General features: G+C 70.6%; 25 protein-coding genes and 1 pseudogene. 3 read left to right on the top strand and 23 right to left on the bottom strand.

All coding sequences use genetic code 11. The features are described 5' to 3' along the window. Positions 1-160 precede the first annotated feature (160 nt). The 3 genes from ACFIMZ_RS36885 to ACFIMZ_RS36895 are packed head-to-tail and all read left to right on the top strand — an operon-like array spanning position 161 to position 2159. On the top strand, positions 161-1330 hold the full coding sequence (locus ACFIMZ_RS36885) for an MFS transporter (RefSeq protein ID WP_431826050.1): 1170 nt from the start codon (positions 161-163) through the stop codon (positions 1328-1330). Then, positions 1327-1512, top strand: a complete 186-nt coding sequence (locus tag ACFIMZ_RS36890; RefSeq protein ID WP_431825617.1) for a hypothetical protein — start codon at positions 1327-1329, stop codon at positions 1510-1512. Before ACFIMZ_RS36885 ends, ACFIMZ_RS36890 begins: the two co-directional genes overlap by 4 nt. A gap of 5 nt (positions 1513-1517) precedes the next feature. Continuing rightward, entirely contained in the window at positions 1518-2159 is a 642-nt protein-coding gene (locus ACFIMZ_RS36895; RefSeq protein WP_431825618.1) for a hypothetical protein, read from the top strand. A gap of 462 nt (positions 2160-2621) precedes the next feature. On the opposite strand, the pseudogene ACFIMZ_RS36900 reads toward ACFIMZ_RS36895, so the two are convergent. The 23 genes and pseudogenes from ACFIMZ_RS36900 to ACFIMZ_RS37010 form a co-directional block, all read right to left on the bottom strand. Next, a pseudogene (locus tag ACFIMZ_RS36900) lies at positions 2622-2705 on the bottom strand (ferredoxin--NADP reductase); the annotation flags it as partial. 141 nt (positions 2706-2846) lie between these two features. Beyond that, positions 2847-4526, bottom strand: a complete 1680-nt coding sequence (locus ACFIMZ_RS36905; protein WP_431825619.1) for a DKNYY domain-containing protein — start codon at positions 4524-4526, stop codon at positions 2847-2849. A 184-nt stretch (positions 4527-4710) separates the two neighbouring features. Continuing rightward, a complete protein-coding gene (locus ACFIMZ_RS36910; protein WP_431825620.1) occupies positions 4711-5451 on the bottom strand; it encodes a hypothetical protein in 741 nt (246 codons plus the stop codon). A 164-nt stretch (positions 5452-5615) separates the two neighbouring features. After that, positions 5616-6350, bottom strand: a complete 735-nt coding sequence (locus tag ACFIMZ_RS36915) for a hypothetical protein (protein ID WP_431825621.1) — start codon at positions 6348-6350, stop codon at positions 5616-5618. After that, positions 6347-6640 carry an acyl carrier protein gene (locus ACFIMZ_RS36920; RefSeq protein ID WP_431825622.1) on the bottom strand — a complete coding sequence of 98 codons (294 nt, stop codon included), beginning with the start codon at positions 6638-6640 and terminating at the stop codon, positions 6347-6349. Before ACFIMZ_RS36920 ends, ACFIMZ_RS36915 begins: the two co-directional genes overlap by 4 nt. Positions 6641-6689: 49 nt before the next feature. Further along, positions 6690-7154 carry a 3-hydroxyacyl-ACP dehydratase FabZ family protein gene (locus tag ACFIMZ_RS36925; protein ID WP_431825623.1) on the bottom strand — a complete coding sequence of 155 codons (465 nt, stop codon included), beginning with the start codon at positions 7152-7154 and terminating at the stop codon, positions 6690-6692. Next, complete coding sequence (locus ACFIMZ_RS36930; RefSeq protein ID WP_431825624.1) at positions 7151-7588, bottom strand: acyl-CoA thioesterase; 438 nt, start codon at positions 7586-7588, stop codon at positions 7151-7153. The genes ACFIMZ_RS36925 and ACFIMZ_RS36930 overlap by 4 nt, the downstream gene beginning before the upstream one ends. 49 nt (positions 7589-7637) lie before the next feature. Further along, the gene (locus tag ACFIMZ_RS36935) at positions 7638-8384 is read right to left on the bottom strand and encodes an SDR family NAD(P)-dependent oxidoreductase (protein ID WP_431825625.1); all 747 of its coding nucleotides are present in this window, start codon (positions 8382-8384) and stop codon (positions 7638-7640) included. An 8-nt stretch (positions 8385-8392) separates the two neighbouring features. Beyond that, positions 8393-9562, bottom strand: coding sequence for an acyl-CoA dehydrogenase family protein (locus ACFIMZ_RS36940; protein ID WP_431825626.1), 1170 nt, complete (start codon positions 9560-9562; stop codon positions 8393-8395). A 37-nt stretch (positions 9563-9599) separates the two neighbouring features. Continuing rightward, positions 9600-10529: a diiron oxygenase gene (locus ACFIMZ_RS36945; protein ID WP_431825627.1), complete on the bottom strand. Its 930-nt coding sequence runs from the start codon at positions 10527-10529 to the stop codon at positions 9600-9602. A 28-nt stretch (positions 10530-10557) separates the two neighbouring features. After that, positions 10558-11367: an aldolase gene (locus tag ACFIMZ_RS36950; RefSeq protein ID WP_431825628.1), complete on the bottom strand. Its 810-nt coding sequence runs from the start codon at positions 11365-11367 to the stop codon at positions 10558-10560. A gap of 9 nt (positions 11368-11376) precedes the next feature. After that, positions 11377-12093 (bottom strand): TenA family transcriptional regulator, encoded by a 717-nt coding sequence (locus ACFIMZ_RS36955; protein ID WP_431825629.1) that lies wholly within the window; start codon positions 12091-12093, stop codon positions 11377-11379. 6 nt (positions 12094-12099) lie between these two features. Next, complete coding sequence (locus tag ACFIMZ_RS36960; RefSeq protein ID WP_431825630.1) at positions 12100-13053, bottom strand: alpha/beta fold hydrolase; 954 nt, start codon at positions 13051-13053, stop codon at positions 12100-12102. Positions 13054-13057: 4 nt separating this feature from the next. Further along, positions 13058-13978 carry a beta-ketoacyl synthase N-terminal-like domain-containing protein gene (locus ACFIMZ_RS36965; protein WP_431825631.1) on the bottom strand — a complete coding sequence of 307 codons (921 nt, stop codon included), beginning with the start codon at positions 13976-13978 and terminating at the stop codon, positions 13058-13060. After that, entirely contained in the window at positions 13975-15192 is a 1218-nt protein-coding gene (locus ACFIMZ_RS36970) for a beta-ketoacyl synthase N-terminal-like domain-containing protein (RefSeq protein WP_431825632.1), read from the bottom strand. The genes ACFIMZ_RS36965 and ACFIMZ_RS36970 overlap by 4 nt, the downstream gene beginning before the upstream one ends. Beyond that, positions 15189-15494 carry an acyl carrier protein gene (locus ACFIMZ_RS36975; RefSeq protein ID WP_431825633.1) on the bottom strand — a complete coding sequence of 102 codons (306 nt, stop codon included), beginning with the start codon at positions 15492-15494 and terminating at the stop codon, positions 15189-15191. Before ACFIMZ_RS36975 ends, ACFIMZ_RS36970 begins: the two co-directional genes overlap by 4 nt. A gap of 30 nt (positions 15495-15524) precedes the next feature. Continuing rightward, positions 15525-16985 carry an MFS transporter gene (locus tag ACFIMZ_RS36980; protein WP_431825634.1) on the bottom strand — a complete coding sequence of 487 codons (1461 nt, stop codon included), beginning with the start codon at positions 16983-16985 and terminating at the stop codon, positions 15525-15527. Between the two features lie 16 nt (positions 16986-17001). Continuing rightward, positions 17002-17337 carry a ferredoxin FdxA gene (gene fdxA / locus ACFIMZ_RS36985; protein ID WP_431825635.1) on the bottom strand — a complete coding sequence of 112 codons (336 nt, stop codon included), beginning with the start codon at positions 17335-17337 and terminating at the stop codon, positions 17002-17004. A 42-nt stretch (positions 17338-17379) separates the two neighbouring features. After that, positions 17380-18474 (bottom strand): C45 family autoproteolytic acyltransferase/hydolase, encoded by a 1095-nt coding sequence (locus ACFIMZ_RS36990; protein WP_431825636.1) that lies wholly within the window; start codon positions 18472-18474, stop codon positions 17380-17382. Next, positions 18449-19036, bottom strand: coding sequence for a GNAT family N-acetyltransferase (locus ACFIMZ_RS36995; RefSeq protein WP_431825637.1), 588 nt, complete (start codon positions 19034-19036; stop codon positions 18449-18451). The genes ACFIMZ_RS36990 and ACFIMZ_RS36995 overlap by 26 nt, the downstream gene beginning before the upstream one ends. A gap of 10 nt (positions 19037-19046) precedes the next feature. Then, a complete protein-coding gene (locus tag ACFIMZ_RS37000) occupies positions 19047-19304 on the bottom strand; it encodes a hypothetical protein (protein WP_431825638.1) in 258 nt (85 codons plus the stop codon). After that, on the bottom strand, positions 19301-20857 hold the full coding sequence (locus ACFIMZ_RS37005; RefSeq protein ID WP_431825639.1) for an AMP-binding protein: 1557 nt from the start codon (positions 20855-20857) through the stop codon (positions 19301-19303). The genes ACFIMZ_RS37000 and ACFIMZ_RS37005 overlap by 4 nt, the downstream gene beginning before the upstream one ends. Further along, positions 20854-22725 carry a hypothetical protein gene (locus ACFIMZ_RS37010; protein ID WP_431825640.1) on the bottom strand — a complete coding sequence of 624 codons (1872 nt, stop codon included), beginning with the start codon at positions 22723-22725 and terminating at the stop codon, positions 20854-20856. Before ACFIMZ_RS37010 ends, ACFIMZ_RS37005 begins: the two co-directional genes overlap by 4 nt. Between the last annotated feature and the right edge of the window lie 59 nt (positions 22726-22784).

Genomic DNA, 22784 nt, shown 5'->3' on the forward strand with positions numbered 1-22784 from the left:
CTTGAGGGAACGGTCCGGCCGGCGCTCTAATAGCCGAACGGTCGTCGCCTGCGTGCGACGGACGCATGAACGTGTCCAACAGGAGAAGGAGACGACGGTGATCGGACCTGAAGAGGCGTGGAAGCGCCGCTGGCTGCTCGTGATCGCGGGCGGCATCGTGATGGGCGCGGCGCTCGGCGTGCGCAACGTGCAGGGGCTGTTCCTGATGCCGGTCACGCTCGACCGCGGCTGGTCGCGTGAAGCGTTCGGCCTCGCGCTCGCGCTGCAGAACCTGCTGTGGGGCGTCGCGCAGCCGTTCACGGGGATGATCGCCGACCGTTTCGGGTCCGCGCGGGTGATCTTCGTGGGTGCGGTGCTGTATGCGCTCGGCCTGCTCGTGATGGCGTACGCGGCGACCACGGGCGTCTATACGCTCGGCACCGGCGTGCTGGTCGGGGTGGCGCTGTCGGGCACCGCATTCGGCGCGGTGTACGGCGCGCTGTCGCGGCTCTTCGCGGCGGACAAGCGCGGCTGGGCGCTCGGCGTCGCCGGCACGATCGGCGGGCTCGGCCAGTTCTGCATGGTGCCGCTCGCGCAGGGGATGATCGGCGGGCTCGGCTGGGTGACGGCGATCGTCGTGCTGGCCGTCGTGATGCTCGCGACCGCGCCGCTCGCCGGCTGGCTGCGCGATCGCCCGGTCACCCACGGCGCCGAAGGCGGCCATGACCAGACGATCCGCGCGGCCATGAAGGAAGCGCTGTCGCACCGCGGCTTCTGGCTGCTCAATCTCGGCTTTCTCGCGTGCGGCTTCCAGCTCGCGTTCATCGCCGCGCACATGCCCGCGTACCTGCTCGACAAGGGCATGACCGCGCGCGAGGCGAGCATCGCGCTCGCGACGATCGCGCTCGCGAACACGATCGGCACGTTCCTGTGCGGCTACGCGGGCGGCTTCCTGCGGCGCAAGTACCTGCTGGCGGGCATCTATTTCATCCGCTCGGCCGCGATGGCGCTGTTCGTGCTCCTGCCGCTCACGCAGGCGAGCCTCTACGTGTTCTCGTTCGTGATGGGGCTCATCTGGCTCGGCACGGTGCCGCTGACGAACGGCGTGGTGTCGCAGGTGTTCGGCGTGCGCTACATCACGACGCTGTTCGGCCTCGTGTTCTTCGGCCATCAGCTCGGCAGCTTCTTCGGCGTGTGGCTCGGCGGCGTCGTGTACGACGCGACCCGCTCGTACGACCTGCTGTGGTACGGCTCGATCGCGCTCGGCGTGATCGCCGGGCTGCTGCACCTGCCGATCAACGACCGGCGCGTCGCGCGGCTCGCCGTGCCGGCGGCGGCCCAGCCCGCATGAGTACCGCACTCCATCCCGCGCGCCACGCGGTCCGCTCCGGCCGCGCGGCCCGCACGATGCGCATCGCGCGCGTCGGGGCCGTGTCGCTCGGCCTGCTCGCGCTCGTCGCGTGGAGCTTCGCCGGCTACCTGACGCCGTCCGCGCTCCTGTCGCTGCTCACCGGCTTCTCGCTCTGCGGGTGACGCCCATGACGCTTTCGTCCACGCTTTCCTCCTCGCTTCCGGCCCGGCTCGGCGCCGCGGCGCGCGCGCGTCCGGTCGACGTGCGCGTCGCGACGTTTCCCGACGACGAGGAAATCGTGCAGGACCTGCTGCTCGAATACGAAATGGCGCTGCTGCGGCACGGCGTGACGATGCCGCGGCTCGGTGCGGAGCTGACGTCGCTGCCGGGTCCGTACGCGCCGCCGCACGGCGCCGTGTACGTCGCGCGCGTCGACGGCGTGCCGCTCGGTTGCGCGGCGGTTGCGGCTGTCGCGGCCGGCGGCGGGCCCGGAAGCCCGCGCGAGATCCGCCGGCTGTACGTGCGCGACGGCGCGCACGCCGCCGACGTGCTCGGCGCGCTGCTGGCGCGGATCGCCGCGCTGGCCGAACTGGACGGCTGCGCGGCCGTGCGCTGCGCGGTGTTTCCCGATCTCGACGAGCGCCACGCGACGTTCGCCCGTCACGGATTTACGGTGTGCGGGATGAACGGCCCGCCGCCGGACGGCATGCGCGTGCCGCCGCGGCTGCGGGTCGCGACGCTCGAACGCCCGTGCGCGCCGGCGCGTGCCGCGCAATGGCGCGCACTGGTGCGGCGCGTGATGATGCGTGGCGAGCCGGGGCGGACGTAGCGGCCGATCGCGGCCAGCTCGCGCGGCCCAGCCACATAATCGCCCCGCTCAACTGCCGGCTCGATGAATAGCGTCCGGACAGGAAGCTTCCCGACATGAACCCCAATGTAATGGCCCCCATGTACGCACCCAGTGCCGCGGGCGACACGTTGAACAAGATTCTTGCAGTCATGGGTGCCCCGGTGAGGAATGCATGGAATGCACCGGTCGAACAGGCGAGGCAGACCGTGTAACCCCAGAAACGAGTCGAGCTGAGAAGCGTCGGACATGCTTCGGACGGTAGAAACATGCTTAAAGGAAGAACCGAGCACGCGCAAAGAAGAGAGACAACAACCAGCTTCAAAGATGGTGCCGGTTTTGCAATGCCTATTTCCTTGCTTTCCTTCGCTTTCTTTCCTGGCAGTTTGCAAACAATGCGGGCGGCGCGCGTCCGCGCTATCGGCCGGAGACACCGACAAGAGCCAGATTCGTGATGCGGCCGCAATTGCGGTACGACTCGCGGGTGACCGTCGGGTAGTAGACGAGCTTGTCGCGCATCAACCTCCCCGGCGTCGGGAATCGCATGCATGAAGCGGCGCACGTAGCCTTACCCGGCCCATAAGCCGTCCTCCGTCTCGTTGGACACGTGACGGTACCCAACATGATGAGACGCATGCGCGTCAATGGCTTGAGTCACTGCGCGATCGCCTATTCATCTTCCTCCTCCGCCAGTTCGGTGCGCGGCGCGTCACGGTAATACACGTGCCTGGCGTCACGGGCGCTGCACCAGTCGATGACTTCGAAGCTGTCGGCGTCCGCGTTGAGCATCGGCACCTGCATGAAGTAGATCTCCTGCCCCTGGCGGGCGTAGACCGATTCGGGAAAGACCCGCAACTCGCCGGGAATAGCGCCGGGCAGCGGGTGCGCGGCGTAGTAAACCCGCCGGGCATCCTGCCAATAGTGGAAGCCTGCATTCGGCACGGCGCTTACCGTGTCGCCATCGGCATCCGGCACCAGCTTGCCTTCGTACCATACCTGCCCGCCGTCGTAGGCCAGGGCGCGATGGAAAGGCGCGCGGACCAGTGTTCCACCGGCTCCCTCCAGAGGCACCAGGGTGCCGTGCAGGTAGTAGCCGTGCCGGTCGTCGCCATAGTAGTGGCCGCCCAGATGGCGCAAGGGGCCATGGCGCAGCGGGATGCGCCGTGACCAGAAAAAAGCTTCATCGGCACTGCACCACAGGTCGCCGACACGTTGCAACGTACCCGGATGGATACCATCGAGCATGCTCAACGCGCTGTCGGTCGCGATCAGGTAGACATGCTTGTCGTCTTCGAACAGGTATTCGTCGAGATGGCGGAAGCTGGCGCCGTCCACGTCGGCATGCGCCAACCAGAAAAGCTGGTGCACCGCTTCGCACACCGGCAGGCCGCCTCGTTGCACCGTCTCTTCCAATAAGCGTTGCCGGCCTGCGGGCGTGTTGTCCACATAGTCGGTCCTGACCAGGTGCCGGACGGTGTTGCCGCATAGCAGGAGCGGTTCGCCGTCCGCGCCGCCAGGCCGAAAGCCGCGCAGCATGGTGCCGGTACGGTCCTGCAGGCGATACAGGCGCCTCTGGAAATCCAGGTACCACACGCCGTGGCGGTCGGCATAGAACGCCTCGCCATGGCTGCCGGCGGTAACGCGGCGGAACGAGCCGGGGTCGGCTCCCGCCACGACGGCCGGCGGGTGATCGTTAACAAAGCTGTGGTGAATGACCTGGCTGCCGTCGGTGTGGAATTCCAGGTCATAGCGGAAAGGCTGCTGCGGCGTCGCCTTGGCCGCTCCCAGGTTGATCAGCTGCTTGAGTCCGCGCAGCAAGGGCGGGGCAAGTGCACGACTCAGGTCGGCATCCGGACCGATCTCGCCGAGACTGACCAACCAGTCGCGCAGCCATTCCGGCCAGACCGCCTCCGTGCTCGCCAGCACCTCGCTCCGGCCTTGGCGAATGCCGACGATGGCCACCGGCTTGGTACTGCCCAGGTCGTACACCACGGCATGGTCCTCGCTCCTGCCGTCGCGGAAGTCCGCGGCGGTACGCAGCAGGGCCAGCAGATCGCGCATGGCGGCCCGGCTTTGCACAGTGTCGCCATAGTTCTCGTAGGCGGCGAAGCGCAATTCGCGCGCGGCCTGGTCATGCAGGCACAGCAGGTACCCGTCGCCAGCGGTAAGCGCGTTGGCCATCCGTTTAATCAGCTCGTCCTTGATGGTGGCGGCGGCAATCGTCGGCGGCAGACCCGCCAGCACTTCCGGCCAATCGTCAAACACCGCGTCGGCCGGGGCATCCAGCCAGCGACGGAAGGCGGCCGCGGAACACGGGATAGTGGCAACCAGCAACAACGGCTCTGACATCAGGAAATCCTTGTTATCGTCTTTTACAGAATACTCGGATGGGACCCGGCCGCAGCCGGGTCGCCTTGCTTAACCACCCCAAGAGCACAGCACGCTCAACACTGCGCGGGAATATATCATTCCGGGTTGCATTGGAACTGCTGGAGGGTGGTTTGTGTCGACGCGTTTGGCAACGTCACCGCAACTACTGGGAAATGCCTACCACGGTTGTCTGGGCAAATCGAATCAGATTGACAATTGGCACGGTAGAAGGCCCTCCCTTGGGGTTACCCAGAGCCACCCAGAATGTATACGTGCCAGGCGCGATCCAGGGAACATTGACCGTATATGGGTTACCAGGATGTTCACAATCCACCATGTGAGCATTGGGTTCATTACCGGCGCTCACCCAAAGGCATGCATATTCGGCAATCGGTTGTCTGCGCGATTCATCCCATGTCCAGTGCAGCGTTGTTGCGCCCGTCCCATTTTGCGGAACGCTGACTTGTTGAGGAGATGCCGATACGCTGCCTACCGGCGGGGGGCAATTGTAGAGACAAAAAGGCCCCGAGCCTGGATTCCAGTAAGGCGTCGCGCCAAAGTAAGGCCCCTGATAGTTTTGCCGGGGATAGGAACCGAGCGCCTGATCGAGCTCGGCTTGTTGCGCGGCATCCAGTTTAAAGCCCCCCTTTTTTCCGCTCGCGCTTGAAATATTATTCGCAGCGACTTCGGATGCTTGAAATAATTCCGCGGCAATCACCGGCTCAATAGCCATGCCAACGCCACACATAAACGAAATCACGCCCATACACACCGATCTCATAAGAATCTCCTTGTTGAATTTTTCACTGCATATGAAGAAGACTTCGACCGCATGATGCGACTGGAAGCTCGCAAAATTGTCAGATGGCAAACTCAAATCTGACAAATAAATTATATGATTCAATCACGAAAACCGTAAATAGCGACGATCGACGGTATATGCGTCGCGATGTGCGAGAGCAGCATTTAAGTATCGAATCCGTATATGGGCCGCGCTCGTTGTCATGGTCGAAGGCCGCGACACCGGCATCCCGGGCGCACCGACATCGACCAGCCATTCACCGGCCTTCACACGTTGTTCTCCGCAAAACCGATGCCGATCGGCACCACCATGCCGGCGAGCGGCAGGTCGTCGCGCGCGATCCACGCGGTGAGCGCGGCCGCGACGGACGCCGCGGGCGACGGCCGGAACCGCAGCGCGAATGCCTTCAGGCCGTCGCGCGCCGCATGCCACGCGTCCGGGGCCGCCGCCTCGGCGACCGGCTGCAGGTGCGCGACGTTCACGCGCACGCCGAAGCGCAGCATCTCCTTGCCGAGACTCTTCAGCGCTGCGTGCCGCGCGCGCACGTCGATCGGCAGCGCGCCGGGCGTGGTGTCCAGGTAATAGCCGACGCTGTCGTCCTGCGTCAGCGCCCAGATCTGCGCGCCGTCGCCACGACGCAGCGCGAGCGCCGACGCCACCTGCAGCGTCGCGAGGAACGCGTCGAGCCGCGTTTCGACGCCGTCCGCGAGCGCGTCGAATGGATCGTCCTCCTGAGCGTCCGAACCCGCGCGCGTATCGCGCGGCTGGCCGAACACGATGCGGTCGAACGGGCCGTGCGCGTCGTTCCAGTCGTCGAGCGCGGCGGCCGGATCGGCCGCGCGCACAACCTGCACGCCAGGCAGGTTCAACAAGTCCGCTGCGCCAGCGTCCGCGTCGTCCGCGACATGCGCGACGACCCGCAGCCCGGCTTCGGCGAGGCACGCGCAGAGCGCGCGCTCGACCGGGCCGTGCGCGTCGATCACCAGCACCCGCGCGCTCAAGCCGTGACCTGCGGCAGATGGTCGAGCACGAGGCTCGCGAGGCCGCCGACGCTGTTGCGCGGCCCGTCGATCAGCTGCCGGTTCAACACCGGCAGCTTCACGCCGAAGCGGCGCTCGAGCGCCACCTGCAGATCGAGCACGTCGAGCGAATCGAGCGCGAGCCCGTTGTCGAGCAGCGCGGTCTCTGCGCCGATCGATTCCGGCGCCACGCCCGCCGCCGATTCGAGCGCCGGCAGCAGCTCCGTCCTGATCACGTCGATCACCTGGTCCTTCGTCCAAGGCTGGCTCATCTGCGTCTCCGTTCCGGTTGATGGCCCGGTGCGAGCCGGGCGGATTGCGTTACTGCGTCAGGTAAATCGTCACGCTCGCGCTCATGCAGCGCGCGCCGCCGCGCAGCACGGCCGCGTCGAACGTCGCGATGCCGCCCGCGCGCGGCAGCGCGCCGTCGGGCCCCGCGCGCACGTGCGCCTCGATCGCCTGCGCGGGCCGCACCGGCTGCGCGAAGCGCGCGTTGCGCACGCCGACGAGATGGCAGCGCGCCTCGCCGCCCGCGAGATGGCCGACCAGCAGGTTGGCCGTCTGCGCGACGAATTCGATCAGCACGACGCCCGGCACCAGCGGATCGCCCGGAAAATGCCCGGCGAACCACGGCTCATCAGGTGCGAAAGTCCGATGCCCGACGATCGCGAGCCCGTCCGCCGCGACCTGCGCGCGCTCGACGAACAGGAACGGCGGCCGGTGCGGCAGGCAGCGCAGCACGTCGGCGGCGGCGAGCGTGACGCCCGCGTCGGTCGCGGCCGTCATGCCGGCGCGACCGCGCGCTGCGCCGCATACGGCGCGAGGCAGTCGATCAGCGCGGGCGGATGCGGCACCGCGCACCGCGTCGCGCGATCGACGGCGACCATCTCGATCGTGACCTGCGCGATCGGCGTGCCGTCGCGCGCGACGTCGGTCACCCACACCGAGCGCGACACCGACACGCTCGCGATCCGCGCGCGCAGCGTCAGCCGGTCCTCGAGCCACGCGCTCGCGTGATACACGGCCTCGACGCGGCGCACGATGAACAGCGCGCCGTCGTCCGCGAGCCGCGCGAACGAGTAGCCGGCCGCGCGCATCAGCCGGTTGCGCGCGCGCTCCGCCATCTCGATGTAGCGCGCATGGTAGACAATGCCGCCCGCGTCGGTGTCCGCGTAGCCCACTTCGTAGTCGAGCGTCGTGTCGTCTTCGTTTGTTCGCATGATGCGTGTCCGTTGCCGGGTTGATCCTGATGAAGACCCGATGTCCGGGTCACCGGTTGAAGCCGCCGTCGACGCGCAGCGTCGTGCCGTGCACGTAGCCGGGCTCGAGCAGGAACTGCACGGCCTGCGCGACCTCGTCCGCGCGCCCGATGCGCTTCGCCGCGCTGCCGCCGACGATGTGCGCGGTCATCGCGGGCGTGAGCGACGCGATCATGTCGGTGTCGATGAAGCCCGGCGCGACCGCGTTCGCCGCGAGCCCGGCGTCGCCGTAGCGGCGCGCGAGCCACTGCGTGAAGCCGATCAGTCCGCCCTTGCTCGCCGCGTACGCGACCTGCCCTTCCTTGCCGACGACGCCGCCGAGCGACGCGACGTTGACGACCGCCGGCCGCGCCGACTTCAGCAGGTGCGGCAGCGCCGCGCCGGTCGTGCGGATCGCGCCGAGCAGGTTGGTGCGCAGCACGTTCGCGCAGCGCTCGCGCGGCAGCGTGACGAACGGCGCGTCGTCGACGATGCCCGCGTTGTTGACGAGCGCGTCGAGGCTGCCGAAGCGCGCGACGACGTCGGCGACGAGCCGGCGCACCGCGTCCGGCTCGGTCGCGTCCGCCTGCAGCACCGCGTGCTCGACGCCGGCGCTCGCCAGTGCATCGGCGAGCCGCGCGCCGGCCGCCGCGTCGCCGCGATACGACGCCGCGACCCGCCAGCCGGCCGCCGCGAGCCGGCGCACGATCGCGAGCCCGATGCCGCGCGTGCCGCCCGTCACGAGCACGGCGCGCCCGTCGCCCACGCCCGTACCCACCCCCGCGCTCATTTGCGCGGCCGCGAGACGCTGCCCGCGATCACGATCTTCTGGATCTCCGACGTGCCTTCGTAGATGCGCAGCGCGCGCACCTGCCGGTATAGCTGCTCGGGCGTCGAGCCGGCGACGAGGCCGGCCGCGCCGAACAGCTGCACGGTGTCGTCGACGACCTGCGCGACGCCGTCGGTCGCGAACAGCTTCGCCATGCTCGCGTGCGCGGCGACGTCGGCGACGCCCGTGTCGAACTCCCACGCCGAGCGCGCGACGAGCAGCGCGGCGGCGTCGGCGAAAGTCGCCATCCCGGCCAGCTTGTCGACGGTGAACTGCTGCTGGACCAGCTTGCCGCCCGCGACCGTGCGCTGGCGCGACCAGTCGAGCGACGCGGCGAGCGCGCGCCGCGCGAAGCCGAGCGCGGTCGCGCCGACCGTCACGCGGTAGAGATTCAGGATCTCCATCGCGTAGCGAAAGCCCGCGCCGGACGCGCCGATCAGCGCGTCGCCAGGCAGCGCGACGCGGTCGAACGCCAGGCTCGCGAACGCGCGCGGCGCGACCAGCTCGATCCCGGTCGCCGTGAGCCCCGGCGTCGCGGCCGGCGCCGACAGGAAGCTCAGGCCGAGCCCGCCGGGGCCGTCGCCGGTGCGCAGCAGCACCGAGTGGTGCGTCGCGATCGTGCCGTTCGACACCCAGGTCTTGCGGCCGTTGACCGCATAGCCGTCCGGCGTGCGCTCGGCGGCCACCGCGAGCGCCGCGAGGTTCGAGCCGACGTCGGGCTCGGACAGCGCGAGCGAGCCGACCGCGGTGCCGTCGCGCAGCGCGCCGAGCCATGCAGCCTGCTGCGCATCGGAGCCGAACCACGCGATCGGCGCGGCCGCGAGGCCCTGGATCGCGAACGCGAAGTCGACGAGGTCGTCGAGATACGACAGCGCCTCGCGGATCAGGCACAGGCTGCGCACGTCGGGCCGCGTGCGGCCCGGCGCCGGATCGACCGCATGGCGCAGCCAGCCGTGCTCGCCGAGCACGCGCGCATAGACGCGGCCGCGCTCGGACGGGCTCAGGTGCGCGTATTCGCGCGGCAGGTACGCGTGCGCGTCGACCCACGCTTCGAGGTCGGCGGCGAGCGTGCGGTGGGCGGCGTCGTAGAACGGCAGGTTCAGGATCGAGGCATCGAAGATCTTCATACGGCTCCCGATTAGGCGGAGGGGTCGGCGGCGCGCGTCATGCGAACGCGCGCGGCGCGGCGATGCCGAGCTCGTCGAACAGGCTGCGCAGCGTCGCGTAGTCGCGATTCAGCCGCACGCCGCGCGTGCGTGCGTCGAGCCGGGCGAGGATCCGCTCGCGGCCCGGCACGTCGAGGAACGCGAGGATCGACGCCCACGCGCTCGCATCGGGCGTCGTGTACACGTCGAGCGCGGCGGCGATCTCGTCGCGGAACGCCTGCTGCCCGGCGGGGTCGAGCGCGCGGTACACCGACGCGACGATCTCGTGGAACGCGGTGCTGTGCGCGGCCTCGTCGCGGCGGTGCATGTCGGTGTTGATGCGGTTCAGCGGCTGGATCGTCATGTCGCCCGACACCTGCGTCAGGTACGCGTTGATCGACATCTCGGCGATCGACGCATAGGCGAGCCGCACGATCGCCGCGCGGCGCGCGTCGTCGCCCACCTGCGCGAGCCGCGCACGCTGCCCGGCGCCGACCAGCGGCTCCGGCATCGCGTAGCCGTCGAGCGCATGGCGCTCGCGCGCGCAGTGGCAGACGTCGAGACACATCAGGATGTGGAACTGCTCGTCGACCTGGATCTGCGCGAGCACCTGCTTGAGCCGCGGGTCGCCGGCGCCCGGCAGCCGGCCCTTCAGCAGCAGGCTGCACAGCGGCTGGACGATCTCGTCCTCGAGATACATCGCCTTCTCGTTGTACGCGACCCACGCGGCGCCGAGAAAGCGCCGCTTCCGCGCGTCGGCCAGGCGCGCGAAATCCGCGTCGTCCCAGAACGGCACCATCGGCACCGGGAACTCGGGAATCGCGTCGTCGCAATACTGCGTCAGGTCGAGCCGTTCCTGGCGCACGGCCACGCGGTGGTTCCAGCTGGCCGCGAGGCGTTCGACGACCTTCTGCGTGAAGCTCGCGTCGTGATTGAGCGTCGTGTACATGTGTCGGGTCTTCCGTGAAAGGCGGCGCTCACGCGAGCGCGAGCGGGCCGTACGCGCGGCGGCCTTGCGCGTCGAGCGAGCGCAGCAGGCGGCGCGTGAAATAGAAGAACGACGCGCGCGAGCGCGTGTCCTGCAGGATCCAGTCGTGCGCCTCGCGGGCGAGCGCGGGGTCGATGTCGACGATCTCGCCGGCCGCCTCGGCGAGCAGCTGCAGCCGCGCGGCGCGCTCGCACTGCACCGCGACGACGCACGCCTCCTCGACCGAGCGGCCGGCCACGACGATCCCGTGATGCGCGAGCAGCAGCGCGCGCTTCCGGCCGAGCGCGCCGACGATGATCTCGCCTTCGCTGTTGCCGACCGGCAGGCCGGGCCATGCGGCGAGATGGGCGACGTCGTCGTACAGCATGCACGCGTCCATCTGCGACACCTTCAGCGGCCGCCCGAGCATCCCGAGCGCGCACAGGTGCGGCGGATGCGTGTGCACGATGCACTGCACGTCCGGGCGCGCGCGATAGACCCACGTATGAAAGCGGTTCGCGGGGTTCGGCATCCCGTCGCCGTCGAGCACGTTCAGGTCCTCGTCGACGGTCAGCACGTTCGCGTCGGTCACCTCGTCGAAGCCGAGCCCGAGGCGTTGCGTGTAGAACGTGCCGGGCGCGGCGGCGCGCGCGGTGATCTGCCCCGCGAGCCCGGAATCGTGCCCGTGCGAGAACAGGATCCCGCAGGTCAGCGCCACCTTCTGGCGCACCGTCGCGTCGAGCGCGGCGAGATGCGTGCGCATTTCGCCCTTCGCGCGGGCGACGAGCGTCGCCTTGTCGAGCATCAGCGTATCGGCCATCGCGCCCCCTTACTGGATCGTTTCGAGCTGCGGGTGGTGCGCGTCGCCGCGCTGCGCGAAGCCCGTCTCGATCGAATCGAAGAACGCCAGGCGCGCGTCGACGAGCGCGTAGCCCGCGCTCAGCATCGCCGGAATCCGCTCGGGGTCGCGCTGCGCGATGTCGACCATGATGTCGCGCATCGTCTCCGCATGGCCGTCGTCGCATTCGACGTGGAGATGGAAGAACGCGAGCGCCGGCGCGGCGACGCCGTGCCGCTCGAAGCCCTTGATGATGTCCGCGTAGACGGTCGGCACCAGCGCCTCCGCGCCGAGGCACAGCGCGGCGAGGCCGCGCGACGCGTCCGGGTGGCGGCAGTGGTCGAACATCGCGTCGATCAGCCGGCGCGTGCCGATCAGCGGCTGCGCGCCCTCGGTCGTCAGCCCGAAGTGCTCGAGCATCGCGCGGTAGACGAGGCTGTGCGGCGTCTCGCTGTCGTCGGTGAGGCCGAGCTCCTCGCACAGGTTGCCGGCGAGCTTCAGCACGTCCGCGTTGTCCGGCAGGTTCGCCATCAGCGCGCACAGATAGCGCGTGAAGTAGCCGCTGTAGAGGCCCTGCTGGACGAGGAACAGCTTCAGCTCGTCAAGCGGCACGTCGCCCGAGCGGCAGCGCGCGAGAAACGAATGATCGCGAATCCGGCCGACGAGATCGGCCTTCGCTTGTTCCAGCACGGTGAGATGCATCTTCATCGTCCATCACTCCTTGTCAGGATGTCGTTCGCCTGCGGGCCGGCCGGCGCCGCCCAGGAACGCCGCGACCCGTTCCCGCAGGGCCCGGCTCGTGTACACGCCGAAGTGGCCGGCGTCGTCGATCGTCTCGAGCGTGGCGCCGGGCAGCGCCTGCGCCACGCCGCGCGACGTCGCGGCATGAATCACGTCGTCGCGCGCGCCGTGCAGCACCAGCGCGGGCAGCGCGAGGCGGCCGAGCCGCGCCGCCCAGTCCTCGCGCAGGCACGCGGCCTGCATCCGCGCATAGCGGCAGATCGAATCGTCGTCGCCGAACGGCAGCCCGTTCAGCGTCGCGAGCTGGTAGTCGAGCGAGCCGTCGTCGACGCGCCGCGCCTGGCTCAGCAGCACGCGCACGAGCGCCGCGTGCTGCGCGCCCGCCTCCGCGATGCGCGTCCACAGCGGCGGCACCGTCCTCTGGTAGAGCGTCTTGTCCGCGACGCCCGCGACTTCGAGCGACGGGCTCACGATCGCGAGCCGGTTCGCGGCCAGCACGCGCTCGTCGAGCGCGTACGCGGCGACGTTCGCGCCCGAGCAGTACGCGACGATCGCCGCGACGCGCGCGCTCGCGCCGGCGAGCGCGGCGAGCACGTCCGCCGCGTCCCGGGCATGGCGCGCGAGCGACAGGTCGGACGCATCGCCGCGCGCGTCGGGCAGCCCGCGCGATTCCCATGTGATCACGCGGCAGCGATCGGCAAGCCGCGCGACGAGCGGCGCGACGAACGCGGCGGATACGCCGAGCGCGTTGACGACGAGCACCGTCGGCGCATCGGGGTCGCCCGCGTCGAACGCGGCGAGCGGCGTGCCGTCGCTCGCGGTCACGGCGCGCGGCGTCAGCGCGTCGAGCGGGCGCAGCACATCGAACGCGCGCAGCCGCGCATCGAGGTACGGCAGCGCCACGCGCAGGTCGATGAGGTCGGCCATCGCGTCACTCCCTGACCGGTTGGTTGTCGACGATCACGCACGTGGCGAGCGTGCCGAGCCCTTTCACAACGAGCGCGTGCAGCCCCGGCCGCCATGCGCCGGCGAGACCTTCGGCGAGCGCGACCGGCGCGCTTGCCGCGAGCCGTTCGATCGCGCCGGGCGCGCCCGGGCGCACGACGTGCACCGCCGGCGCCGTATCGGCCGGCGCGCCGGGCAGCGCGGCCGCGACGAGCGCCGGGAAGCCGCGCGCGTGCGCCGCGTCGAACGCATCGGCGTCGAACGCCTGCTGCGACCAGCCGACGATCCGGCCGAGGTCGCCCGCGCGCGCCGCGCCGGCCGCGAGCCACACGACGCCCGCGCCCGGATGGAGCGCCTGCGCGTCGCGCAGCGGCGCGCCGGCGCGCTCGACGTAGCGGGCGCTCGGCAGGTCGAAGCCGCCCGCGCACACCGCGTCCGCGTGGCCGGCGGCAAGCTGCCGGCACGCGCCGACGATCGCGTCGAGGCCGGCCTGGTAGCCGAGGAAGGTCAGGTTCGGGCCACGCCAGTCGAACAGCGACGCGACGATCGCGGCGGTCGCGTTCGGCAGGCCCGCCGCGTACCAAGACGGCGTCACCTGCTCGAAGCCTTCCGCGCGCACGGTGCCGACGCATTGCTCGGCGACGTCGATCGCGCCGAACAGCGTGCCGAAGCTCACGCCGATCCGGCCGACGGGCGTCGCGCGGTCGGCGTCGCCGAGCGCGGCGCGCAGCCGCTCGGCCGCGGCGAGCGTCATCCGCGCCTTCAGCGGCAGCGGGCCGACCTTGCGCGAGCGGCGCTCGGCATGCAGATGCGCGTCGGTCAGCACGCCGTCGGCGGCGGGCACGATCGCGGCGGCCGCCGCGATCCGGAGCGCGCGGCGGGACGCGCGGGGCGTCACGGTGCTCATGCGCTGGCCTCCTGACGGGCGCGCGCGGCGTCGGCAACGACCATCACGCAGTTGTTGCCGCCGAAGCCGAACGCGTTGACGAGCACGCTGTCGCCCGCCAGCGGCAGGCCGTCGCCGTCGGCAATCCGCACGTCGCCGAGCGCGTCGTCGCGCACGTCGAGGTTCGCGGTCGGCGGCAGGCGCCGCCGCGCGAGCGCGAGCGCCGCCGCGACGAGCGAGAACGTGCCGGCCGCCGCCTGCGGATGCCCGAGCGTCGACTTGATCGACGTGACGGGCGGCAGCGCGTCGCGGCCGTAGGTGTCGGCAAACGCGCGGCGCAGCGCGGCGATTTCGGCGCCGTCGTTGGTCTGCGTGCCGGTGCCGTGCGCGAACACGCCGCCGAGCGCGTCCGCGCCCACGCCGCTCGCCGCGAGCGCGGCGGCGATCGTGCGCGCGACGCCGCCGATGTCCGGCGCGGTCGCGTGCGCCGCGTCGCAGCCCGCCGCATGGCCGGTCACGACGGCCCGGATCGGCGCGCCGCGCGCGAGCGCCGCGTCGAGCGGTTCGAGGCACACGCATGCGACGCCCTCGGACAGCACCACACCCTGCCGGTCCCCGCTGAACGGCCGGCACCGGTCGCGCGTCGCGACGCGCAACCCGTTGAAGCCGCAGATCGTGTATTCGAGCAGCACGTCGACGCCGCCCGCGATCATCACGTCGGCCTCGCCGGCGGCGAGCGCGTCGATCGCGAGCGCCGGCGCGAGCAGCCCCGACGAGCAGGCGGTCGACAGCACCGCGAGCGGGCCGCGCCAGCGGCCGTCGTGGCCCGGCAGCGACGCGCTCGCGTCGAGATCCGCCGCGCCGGCCGCGTCGCTGCCGGGCGCGTCGACGAGCACGTTCTCCGCGACCTCGACGCCGGCCGTCGTCGTGCCGAGCATGCAGCCGATCCGCAGGCTGCCCGCGCCGGCGAGCCGCGCGTCGGCCAACGCTTGCCGGATCGCGTGGCGCGCGAGCGCGGCCGCGCGGTTCTCGACGCCGGTCGCGGCCGGCTCGAGCGTGCGCCAGACCACCTCGGGCACCGCGATCACGTTGTCGGCCGGATAGCCGGCCAGCGGCCGCTTCGGCCACGGCCCGTTCAGCACCGCGCGGGTCTCCAGCGCGCGCCACAGCGCGTCCGGCGTCGCGCCGGCCGGCGACAGCACGCCGAAGCCGGTGATGGCGATCGGCGTGCTCATCGCGCGTCCTTTCCCGCGTCGCGGGCGGCCAGGATGGCATCCGCGAGCGAGCCGAGCGTCAGCCCGACCAGAAGCTCCGGCGGGAACGCGATCGCATGGCGCGCCTGGCAGGCGACGACCAGGTCGATCAGCTCGACCGACGTGAGGCCCGCGTCGACGAGCGGCAGGTCGGCGTCGAGTGCGTCGGGCGCGACGTGCAGCGTCGCCGCGACCGTCGCGCGCAATTCGTCGATCAGTTGCGCGCGCAACGGCACGGGCGACGGCGCAACGGCGGCGTCGAGGATCAGCGGTTGGTCGTTCACGAATCGGTCCTTGTGGTTCGTTCCGGGGAATCACGCCGGCTGCGGCGCCGCGGCCGGCGCGCGCGCGGTGGCGAGGCGCAGCGAGCACGCGATCGCGACGAGCGCGAGCGCGCCGATCGCGAACGTCACGTCGGCGATCGCGTGCGCGGACGCCACGTGCGCGCCGGGCGCCGCGACCGCGAGGTAGATCGCGCCGAGCGCGGCGACCCCGATCACGATCGACAGCTGCACCGACGTCGTGACGAGCCCGCTCAGCGCGGGCGCGTGCTGCGGCGCGATGCGCTGCGTCATCTGGTTGACGGTGGTGCCGAACGTGAGGCCGTGGCTCGCGCCCGCGCAAAACAGCAGCGGCACCATCACCGCGGCGACCCAGCCGGCGTGGCGCGCGGTCATCCCGAACGCGAGGTTTGCCGCCGCCATCGCGATCAGGGCGACCACCGGCGTGAAGCGCAGCAGGCGCGCGGGCAGCTTCGACCAGCTCACGTTCGAGATGCCGAAGCCGAATGCGTATGCGGCGAACACGAAGCCCGAGATCATCGGCGAGAAGCCGAGGCCGGTCTGCAGGTACAGCGCGCACGCGAACAGCCAGCCGCCGTAGCCGATGAAGCCGATCGACACGACCGCGAGCCCGGGCCGAATGCCGGTGGCGAGCACCGCGTCGAGGTTGAGCAGCGGGCTGCCGCCGCGCTGCGCGAGCGCGCGCTCGAAACGCAGGAAAGTCGCGACGCCGATGACGCCCGCCGCGAGCGACGCCCAAACCCACGCGGGCCAGCCGACGTCGTGACCGAACGTGAGCGGCACGACGATCAGCAGCATCGCGCCCGTCAGCAGCGCGACGCCGACCAGGTCGAGCTTGCGCCGCTCGGGCCCGGCGAGCGCCGGCAGCACCGAGCGCGCGCGCGCGAGCAGCACGATGCCGATCGGCACGTTGATCAGGAACGCGGGCCGCCACGACAGCCCCGCGAAGTCGGCGGTGATGATCACGCCGCCGAGCGCCTGGCCGGCGGTCGAGCCGAGGCCGAGGATCATCGAGTAGTAGCCGATCGCGCGGGCCCGCGCGGGTCCCTCGAAGCTGCGCTGGATCAGCGACATCACCTGCGGCACCAGCATCGCTGCGCCGACGCCCTGCGCGATGCGCCCGACGATCAGCAGCCACGTGCTCGGCGCGACGCCGCACGCGAGCGACGACACCGTGAAGATCGCGAGCCCGGACACGAACAGCCGGCGGTAGCCGTAATCGTCGCCGAGCCGCGCGCCGGTGATCAGGAACACCGCGTACGCGAGGATGTAGCCCGCGACGACGAGCTGCAGCAGCGCGCCCGAGATGCCCAGGTCCGCGCGCAGCGCGGGTGCGGCGACGTTCACGATCGACGTGTCCATCGCGGCCATCCCCTGCCCGATCAGCAGCAGCGGCAGCATCCGGCGGTGCGGCGCGGCGCGTTCGGACGCCGCATCGGCGACGCCGGCCCGGTTGATTCCAACATTCGACATAAAAAATCCTGGTTGCTTACGCGATCGCATCGCGCTTGAGTTGTTGAAACTTGCCCTCGACATCCTTCCACTGCGCCGCGTCAGGCAGCGCCGGCTTGCGGATCGTGAGGGACGGCCAGCTTTGCGCGAGCTCGCGGTTCAGGCTCGCGTACAGCATCTGGTCCGCATCGAGCGCGACGTCCTGGCGGATCGCGCCGACCGGGCATTCCGGTTCGCAGACGCCGCAGTCGATGCACTCGTCCGGATCGATGACGAGAAAATTCTCGCCCTCGTGGAAACAGTCGACGGGGCACACCTCGACGCAGTCGGTGTGCTTGCAGTTGATGCAGTTCTCGGTGACGACGTAGGTCATCGCGGGTCTCCGGTGGGGACGGGAATCAGGAGTCGGTCCAGGTCATCGGTGCGGCGGCGCACCCGGCCGGCCGCGCACGTGCAGCGCGCGCCGCGCCGGAAACATCGCGACGGACGCGACCGTGCACTCGCGCCGCACGTCGCCCGCCGGCGCGACCTCGATCGGCGGCTCGCCGAGCAGCGCGAGACAGGCCGCCGCATCCGCGTCGTCCGGCAGGCGCGCGAGCCCGGCGCGGCACGCGTCCAGCCGGCGCAGCGACGACGTGCGCGCGAACGGGTTCAGCGCGTCGCCGGCCGCGAAGGCCGGATGCAGGAAGTGATTCGTGTGCGCATGCTCGGCGCCTTCGATCACGACCAGGTCGTCGGGCAGGTACTCGACCGTCACGACGCGTTGCGCGTCGGCGATCGTCAGCGCGCGCGAGCTGGCGCGCGGCAGCCGGCGCAGCGTGTCCACGCATTCGTCGACGCTCGCGCAGGTGTCGAGCAGATGGCGGATCGTCAGGTAGCCGGGAATGCCGGGCCGCCATTCGCCGCCGAGCACGAGGTTCAGGCCGATCGCGACGCCGTGGCCGTTGATCCCCAGATAGCCGAGCAGCCCGGTGAAGCTGACGAGCGCGACGTGCGCGCCGCCCGCGTCGGGCGCGATCTCCAGCACGCTCAGCTCGCCCGCCATGTCGCCGTTCAGGTCGATGGTCTGCGCGACCACCGCCTGCCCGTTCGCATGCCGCGCGAAGGTCGTGCAGTCGCCGCGCGCGGGAATCCGCTGGAAGCCCGTCAGCTCGCGGCGCAGTTGCAGCAGGTACGCATCCTCGAGCGTGATGCCCGCGCCTTCCGCGAGCCCGTGCACCTCTTCCGCGAGATCGGGCAGCGCGCGCTCGATCACCCGCGCGTGGCTCGCGACGAGCGGCGCCAGCTCGCGCAGCCGCGCGGCCGTGACGAGCGGCGCGAGCCGCGCGATGCGATCGGTCAGGAACTGGCCGATCGCGTCGCGCAGCGCCACGCCGTGCCGGCGGCCGATCTCGCGGCGGCTGCCCGCGAGCCGCACGCGGCGCGCCGGGCCGACGTCGGCGTCGATCGCGAACGGCGTGTCGTGCGGCACGCGCACCGCCGGCTCAACGAAATCGGGTCGCACGGACATCGGGCCACTCCGCCTTGAGGATGCTGTAGTAGATCGCGTCGCGACGGCGGCCGCTCGGCATGACGTTGAAGCTGCGCATCACGCCTTCCTCGGTCGCGCCGATCGCCTGCAGCCCCGCGCGCGCCCGCGCGTTCAGCACGTCGGTCTTGAACTCGACGCGCTCGCAGCCCAGTTCGCCGAACGCGTAGTCGAGCAGCAGCCCTTTCGCCGCGCGGTTCACGCTGGTGCCGCGATACGGCGCGCCGAGCCACGACCAGCCGATCTCGATCCGGCGGTCGGCCGGCGCGAGGTTGCCGAACGCGGTCGTGCCCGCGAAGCGGCCGCTCGCCTTGTCGATGATCGCGAACACGATCCGCGTGCCCGCGAGCGAATCCGCGATCGCGCGTTCGAGGAATGCGACGAGGCCCGGCTCGTCCTGCACGGCCGACACCATGTAGGTCCAGCTGTCCGGGTCGTAGGCGATCTGCGCGAAGCCTGCCTTGTCGTCGACGCCGATGCGGCGCAGCTTCACGACGTCGTTCTCGAGCGCCGCGCTCAGGAGGTTCGGAATGCTCCAGCTCATCAGTGGTCCTTTATGCGTGTACTTTGCCGGCCAGCAGGCTGACGATGTCGCGGCCGGTGCGCAGCGTCGCGAGATCGTCCTCGCCGAATGCCGTGAGCGGCACGCGCGCGGTTTCGCACACGCCGCTCAGCAGCACGATCAGTTCGAGCGACGCGAGGCCGAAGTCGAACGTCAGGTCGTCGTCGAGCGGCAGCGTCGCCGCATCGGACGCGGGCCGTCCCGCTACGTCGCACAAGTGGCGCCGCACGATGGATTCGATGTCGGTCACGCTTGCCCTCCATAAAGTCGATCGATTTCGTTCTTGAACGCGCTGAAGATTTCCTTGCGCTTCGGCTTGAACTGCGATGTGACGAAGCGCGTCTCGCCGCCGAACGGCTGCGGCGCGATGAACGCCTTCACGATCCGTTCGTGCGGCACGCGCGTCGCGTTGAGGTCCGCGAGATGCGCGTGGATCGCCGCGTGGTCGGCGCGCGCGTCCTGCGGCGAGATCACCGCGACGAGGTACGGCCGGCCCGCGCCGTACAGCACGCATTCCTCGACGCCGACGTGCGCCTTGACCTGCTCCTCCAGCTTGCGCGCATGCACGTTCCTGCCGTTCGCGAGCACGATCAGGTCGTCCGCGCGGCCGAGGATGTACAGGTAGCCGTCGTCGTCGAAGCGCGCGAGATCGCCGGTGCGCACCTCGCCCGTCGGCAGGAAGATCCGCTCGCTCGCGCCGGGCTCGCTGTACAGGTATTGCGTGTTGACCGGCTCGTCCGCGCCGACGATCAGCACGCCGTCGTCGTCGATCCGCGCGCGCTTGCCCGGGATCAGCCGGCCGACGCTGCCCGTGCGCGCCGCGCCCGGATGGTTCTTGGTCACGATGCACGTCTCGTTCATCCCGTAGCCTTCGAAGATTGGCACGCCCGCTTCGTCGAAGAAGCGCAGCGTCGCCGGGTTCGCCGGCGCGGAGCCCGTCCACAGGTAGCGGATGCGCGGGCCGAGCAGCGCGTCGATCCGCCGCCGCCGCGCGTCGAGGCCGGCATCGTCCGGCGGCGTGGTCCGCTCGATGCGCTTCTTCACGCCGTCGTAGAAGCCCGGCACGCCCATCACGACCGTCGGCGGCTGCTCGCGGGTCGCCTCGAGCGCGAACTCGAACGGCGCGACGGTCGCGTCGTGCCCGTAGGTCAGCGCCGAATAGATCCAGTAGCGCTGCTGCAGCAGCGACAGCGGCAGGAACACCAGCACGTCGTCACCGTCGCCGTGCGCGTAGAGCTGCTGGACCGCCGCGAGCGACGCGTCGATGCTGCCCGCGCGCGCCGCGAGCCCCTTCGGCTCGCCGGAGCTGCCGGACGTGAACTTGATCGTCGTGACGTCGTCGCGCGCATACGCGGCGGAATCGAACGGCGGCGCGACCGGATCGACGCCGCGCCCGTCGCCGCAGGTGCGCACATGCGCATCGACGAGCGCGCGCAGGTCGCGCGCCGGATCGAACGACGTGGCGCCGTCCGCATAGACGGCGTCGAGCGCGTACTTGTCGACGAGCGCCTGGTCGGGCCGGAACTTGCCGAACTCGAAGCCGGCCGTCACGATCCCCGCCTTCAGCGCGGCGAGATCGAGCAGCACCCAAGCGAGCCCGTTGCGCGCGACGATCCCGATGCGCGCGCCGGGCGCGAGCCCCCCCGCGCGCAACGCGTGCGCGAGCCGCGCCGCCTGCGCGTCGAGCTGCGCATGCGTGAGCACGATGCGCCCGCCCTGCTGGAAGAACGTGACGCGATGCGTCGCGCGCTTGCCGCCGTTCGCGGCGACGGTATTGACGACGCTTGCCGTGGACGCGGTCACAGTGCGCCCTCCGTGGCCGTCGCGCGCAGTGCATCGGCGGCGTTCGGCAGCACGTCGCCCGCGAGGTCGAGATAGGTGCCCGCGTCGAATCCCTTGACGGTGAGCCGGCGCGCGTCCGGCGTCATCAGGTAGTTGACCAGCGCCGTGTACAGCGCTTCGAGCCACAGCGTGCGGCGGCGCACGCGCAGCATGTCCTCGGTCGAATATTCGTCGCCTTCCGCGCGCACGACGCGCACGTCGTAGAAGCCGCGATAGCGCTGGCCCGCGATGTTCAGCGGCGGGCGCGACATGTCCGGGCCCGGCACGCGGATCGAGTACTTGACGCGCGCGCGGTTGTGCGCGGCGCGGTGCATGTCCGAGTGCGACGAGATGTCCGGCACGAGCGGCGGGTAGTACCAGTGGCGCGACGCGCGAATCAGCGGCCGGTCGAAGTTGCCCGGGATGAAGTGCCAGCGGTTGAACTGCATGCGCTTTTGCACCGAGCTCGCGATCATCGTGCTCTCCGGCTCGCCGAAGCGCTCGATCGTCCGGTGCGACACGTAGGCGGTGAAGAAGCTTGCCGGCGTGAGCGCGTGGATCGTGTCGAGCAGCGTCGTCTCGTCGTACGCGACGAGCTGGCCGATATCGCGCAGCGAGCTCGACATCCCGTAGTCCGAGCCGGTCGCGAGCACCGCGGATGCGACGGTCTTCTCGATCAGGTATTCGATCCAGCTCGTGACGGCCGTGCTGCCCGCGTCGCAGCGCACGCCCGCGACGTCGCGCGCGATCGCGGCGTTCGCGAGCAGCGCCATCGCGACGTATTCGGGCGGCGAGAATTCGCCGTGCGGCGACGCGAACTGGCGGAAGTCGTCGCCGAACTCGCGATACCACTGGTCGTGCGCCTCGGTCGACGCGCTCGAACGCAGGATCCGTTCGGTCTTCTGGAAGTTGAGCCCGTAGATCCACCGGTAGCGCAGCCACGGCTTGCCGATCGCGCACAGCGTCTGCTCGCGGATCTTCCGCGCGCGCTCGAACAGGTCGAGCCCGTGCGGCACCGCGACCTCGCACCCGGCGTCCGTATAGGCGGCCGCGAGCCGGTCGAGCCGGCCGACGACGTCCTGCGCGCTCAGCAGCGCGCCGTTGAATTCCTCGAAGCGCACCGAGCGGCCCGACAGGAACAGCGCGTGCAGCGCCGCGACGATCAGCACGTCGTCGTCGCTCCAGGCCGGGTACGGCTGGTCGCGCAGCCCGGGCAGATGGCCCTTGCCGCCCTTGCTGTCGATCAGGTTCGTGTAGCGGTCGATCAGTGCGAAGAAGCGATCGCCGACGTAGAAGCACACCGATTCGACGTGCTCGACGTGATCGATGACTTCCTCGAGCACGCGCGGCAGCTGGCCTTGCGCATGCACGCGGTCCATCGCGGCGCGCACCTCGGCGAAGCTGCGGCGCTCGATCGCGCGCCACGCGGCGACGCCCGCGTCGATCTCGGCGAGCACGTCGGCGCCGACGGTCACGGTACCGAGATCGACCCAGCGGTCGTGCGCGTCATAGGCGACCTTCGGCGCCGATGCCGGCCGGATGTGCAGGCGACCGAGCGAATTCACGTAGAGCGCGAGCGTTGCGGCGCCGCCGGCGGCAGCCGGCGTATCCGCGTCGATGAGCAGTTCACGATGGCGCTGCAGCACGTCGAGCGCGGCGCGTTCGTAGGCGCCGAGCGCAAGGCGCGCCTGCTCGACCGGATAGATGCCGCCGTGCGTGACCGCGTGCCGCGCGACGTCGCCGGCCGGCCGGCCCGCATGCGAGCCGCCGCGCAGGTACTCGGTCATGTCGAACCCGTACAGGCTGTGCGATCCGCGGTCCTGCGTCGGCATGTGTGCTCTGGGGTCCATCGTCAACCTCTCCTCAAGCAAGGAAACTCGATCAAATGACGCGCGCGCCGGACCTGCCG

The organism is Burkholderia sp. F1 (assembly GCF_050813845.1).
Classification (GTDB): Bacteria; Pseudomonadota; Gammaproteobacteria; order Burkholderiales; family Burkholderiaceae; genus Burkholderia; species Burkholderia ubonensis.

Excerpts from the sequence above, each read along its gene's own strand:
- ACFIMZ_RS36885 (WP_431826050.1), top strand. The coding sequence starts at position 161 with ATGGGCGCGGCGCTCGGCGTGCGCAACGTGCAGGGGCTGTTCCTGATG.
- ACFIMZ_RS36890 (WP_431825617.1), top strand. The coding sequence starts at position 1,327 with ATGAGTACCGCACTCCATCCCGCGCGCCACGCGGTCCGCTCCGGCCGC.
- ACFIMZ_RS36895 (WP_431825618.1), top strand. The coding sequence starts at position 1,518 with ATGACGCTTTCGTCCACGCTTTCCTCCTCGCTTCCGGCCCGGCTCGGC.
- ACFIMZ_RS36905 (WP_431825619.1), bottom strand. The coding sequence starts at position 4,526 with ATGTCAGAGCCGTTGTTGCTGGTTGCCACTATCCCGTGTTCCGCGGCC.
- ACFIMZ_RS36920 (WP_431825622.1), bottom strand. The coding sequence starts at position 6,640 with ATGAGCCAGCCTTGGACGAAGGACCAGGTGATCGACGTGATCAGGACG.
- ACFIMZ_RS36925 (WP_431825623.1), bottom strand. The coding sequence starts at position 7,154 with ATGACGGCCGCGACCGACGCGGGCGTCACGCTCGCCGCCGCCGACGTG.
- ACFIMZ_RS36930 (WP_431825624.1), bottom strand. The coding sequence starts at position 7,588 with ATGCGAACAAACGAAGACGACACGACGCTCGACTACGAAGTGGGCTAC.
- ACFIMZ_RS36940 (WP_431825626.1), bottom strand. The coding sequence starts at position 9,562 with ATGAAGATCTTCGATGCCTCGATCCTGAACCTGCCGTTCTACGACGCC.
- ACFIMZ_RS36945 (WP_431825627.1), bottom strand. The coding sequence starts at position 10,529 with ATGTACACGACGCTCAATCACGACGCGAGCTTCACGCAGAAGGTCGTC.
- ACFIMZ_RS36950 (WP_431825628.1), bottom strand. The coding sequence starts at position 11,367 with ATGGCCGATACGCTGATGCTCGACAAGGCGACGCTCGTCGCCCGCGCG.
- ACFIMZ_RS36955 (WP_431825629.1), bottom strand. The coding sequence starts at position 12,093 with ATGAAGATGCATCTCACCGTGCTGGAACAAGCGAAGGCCGATCTCGTC.
- ACFIMZ_RS36960 (WP_431825630.1), bottom strand. The coding sequence starts at position 13,053 with ATGGCCGACCTCATCGACCTGCGCGTGGCGCTGCCGTACCTCGATGCG.
- ACFIMZ_RS36965 (WP_431825631.1), bottom strand. The coding sequence starts at position 13,978 with ATGAGCACCGTGACGCCCCGCGCGTCCCGCCGCGCGCTCCGGATCGCG.
- ACFIMZ_RS36970 (WP_431825632.1), bottom strand. The coding sequence starts at position 15,192 with ATGAGCACGCCGATCGCCATCACCGGCTTCGGCGTGCTGTCGCCGGCC.
- ACFIMZ_RS36980 (WP_431825634.1), bottom strand. The coding sequence starts at position 16,985 with ATGTCGAATGTTGGAATCAACCGGGCCGGCGTCGCCGATGCGGCGTCC.
- fdxA (WP_431825635.1), bottom strand. The coding sequence starts at position 17,337 with ATGACCTACGTCGTCACCGAGAACTGCATCAACTGCAAGCACACCGAC.
- ACFIMZ_RS36990 (WP_431825636.1), bottom strand. The coding sequence starts at position 18,474 with ATGTCCGTGCGACCCGATTTCGTTGAGCCGGCGGTGCGCGTGCCGCAC.
- ACFIMZ_RS36995 (WP_431825637.1), bottom strand. The coding sequence starts at position 19,036 with ATGAGCTGGAGCATTCCGAACCTCCTGAGCGCGGCGCTCGAGAACGAC.
- ACFIMZ_RS37010 (WP_431825640.1), bottom strand. The coding sequence starts at position 22,725 with ATGGACCCCAGAGCACACATGCCGACGCAGGACCGCGGATCGCACAGC.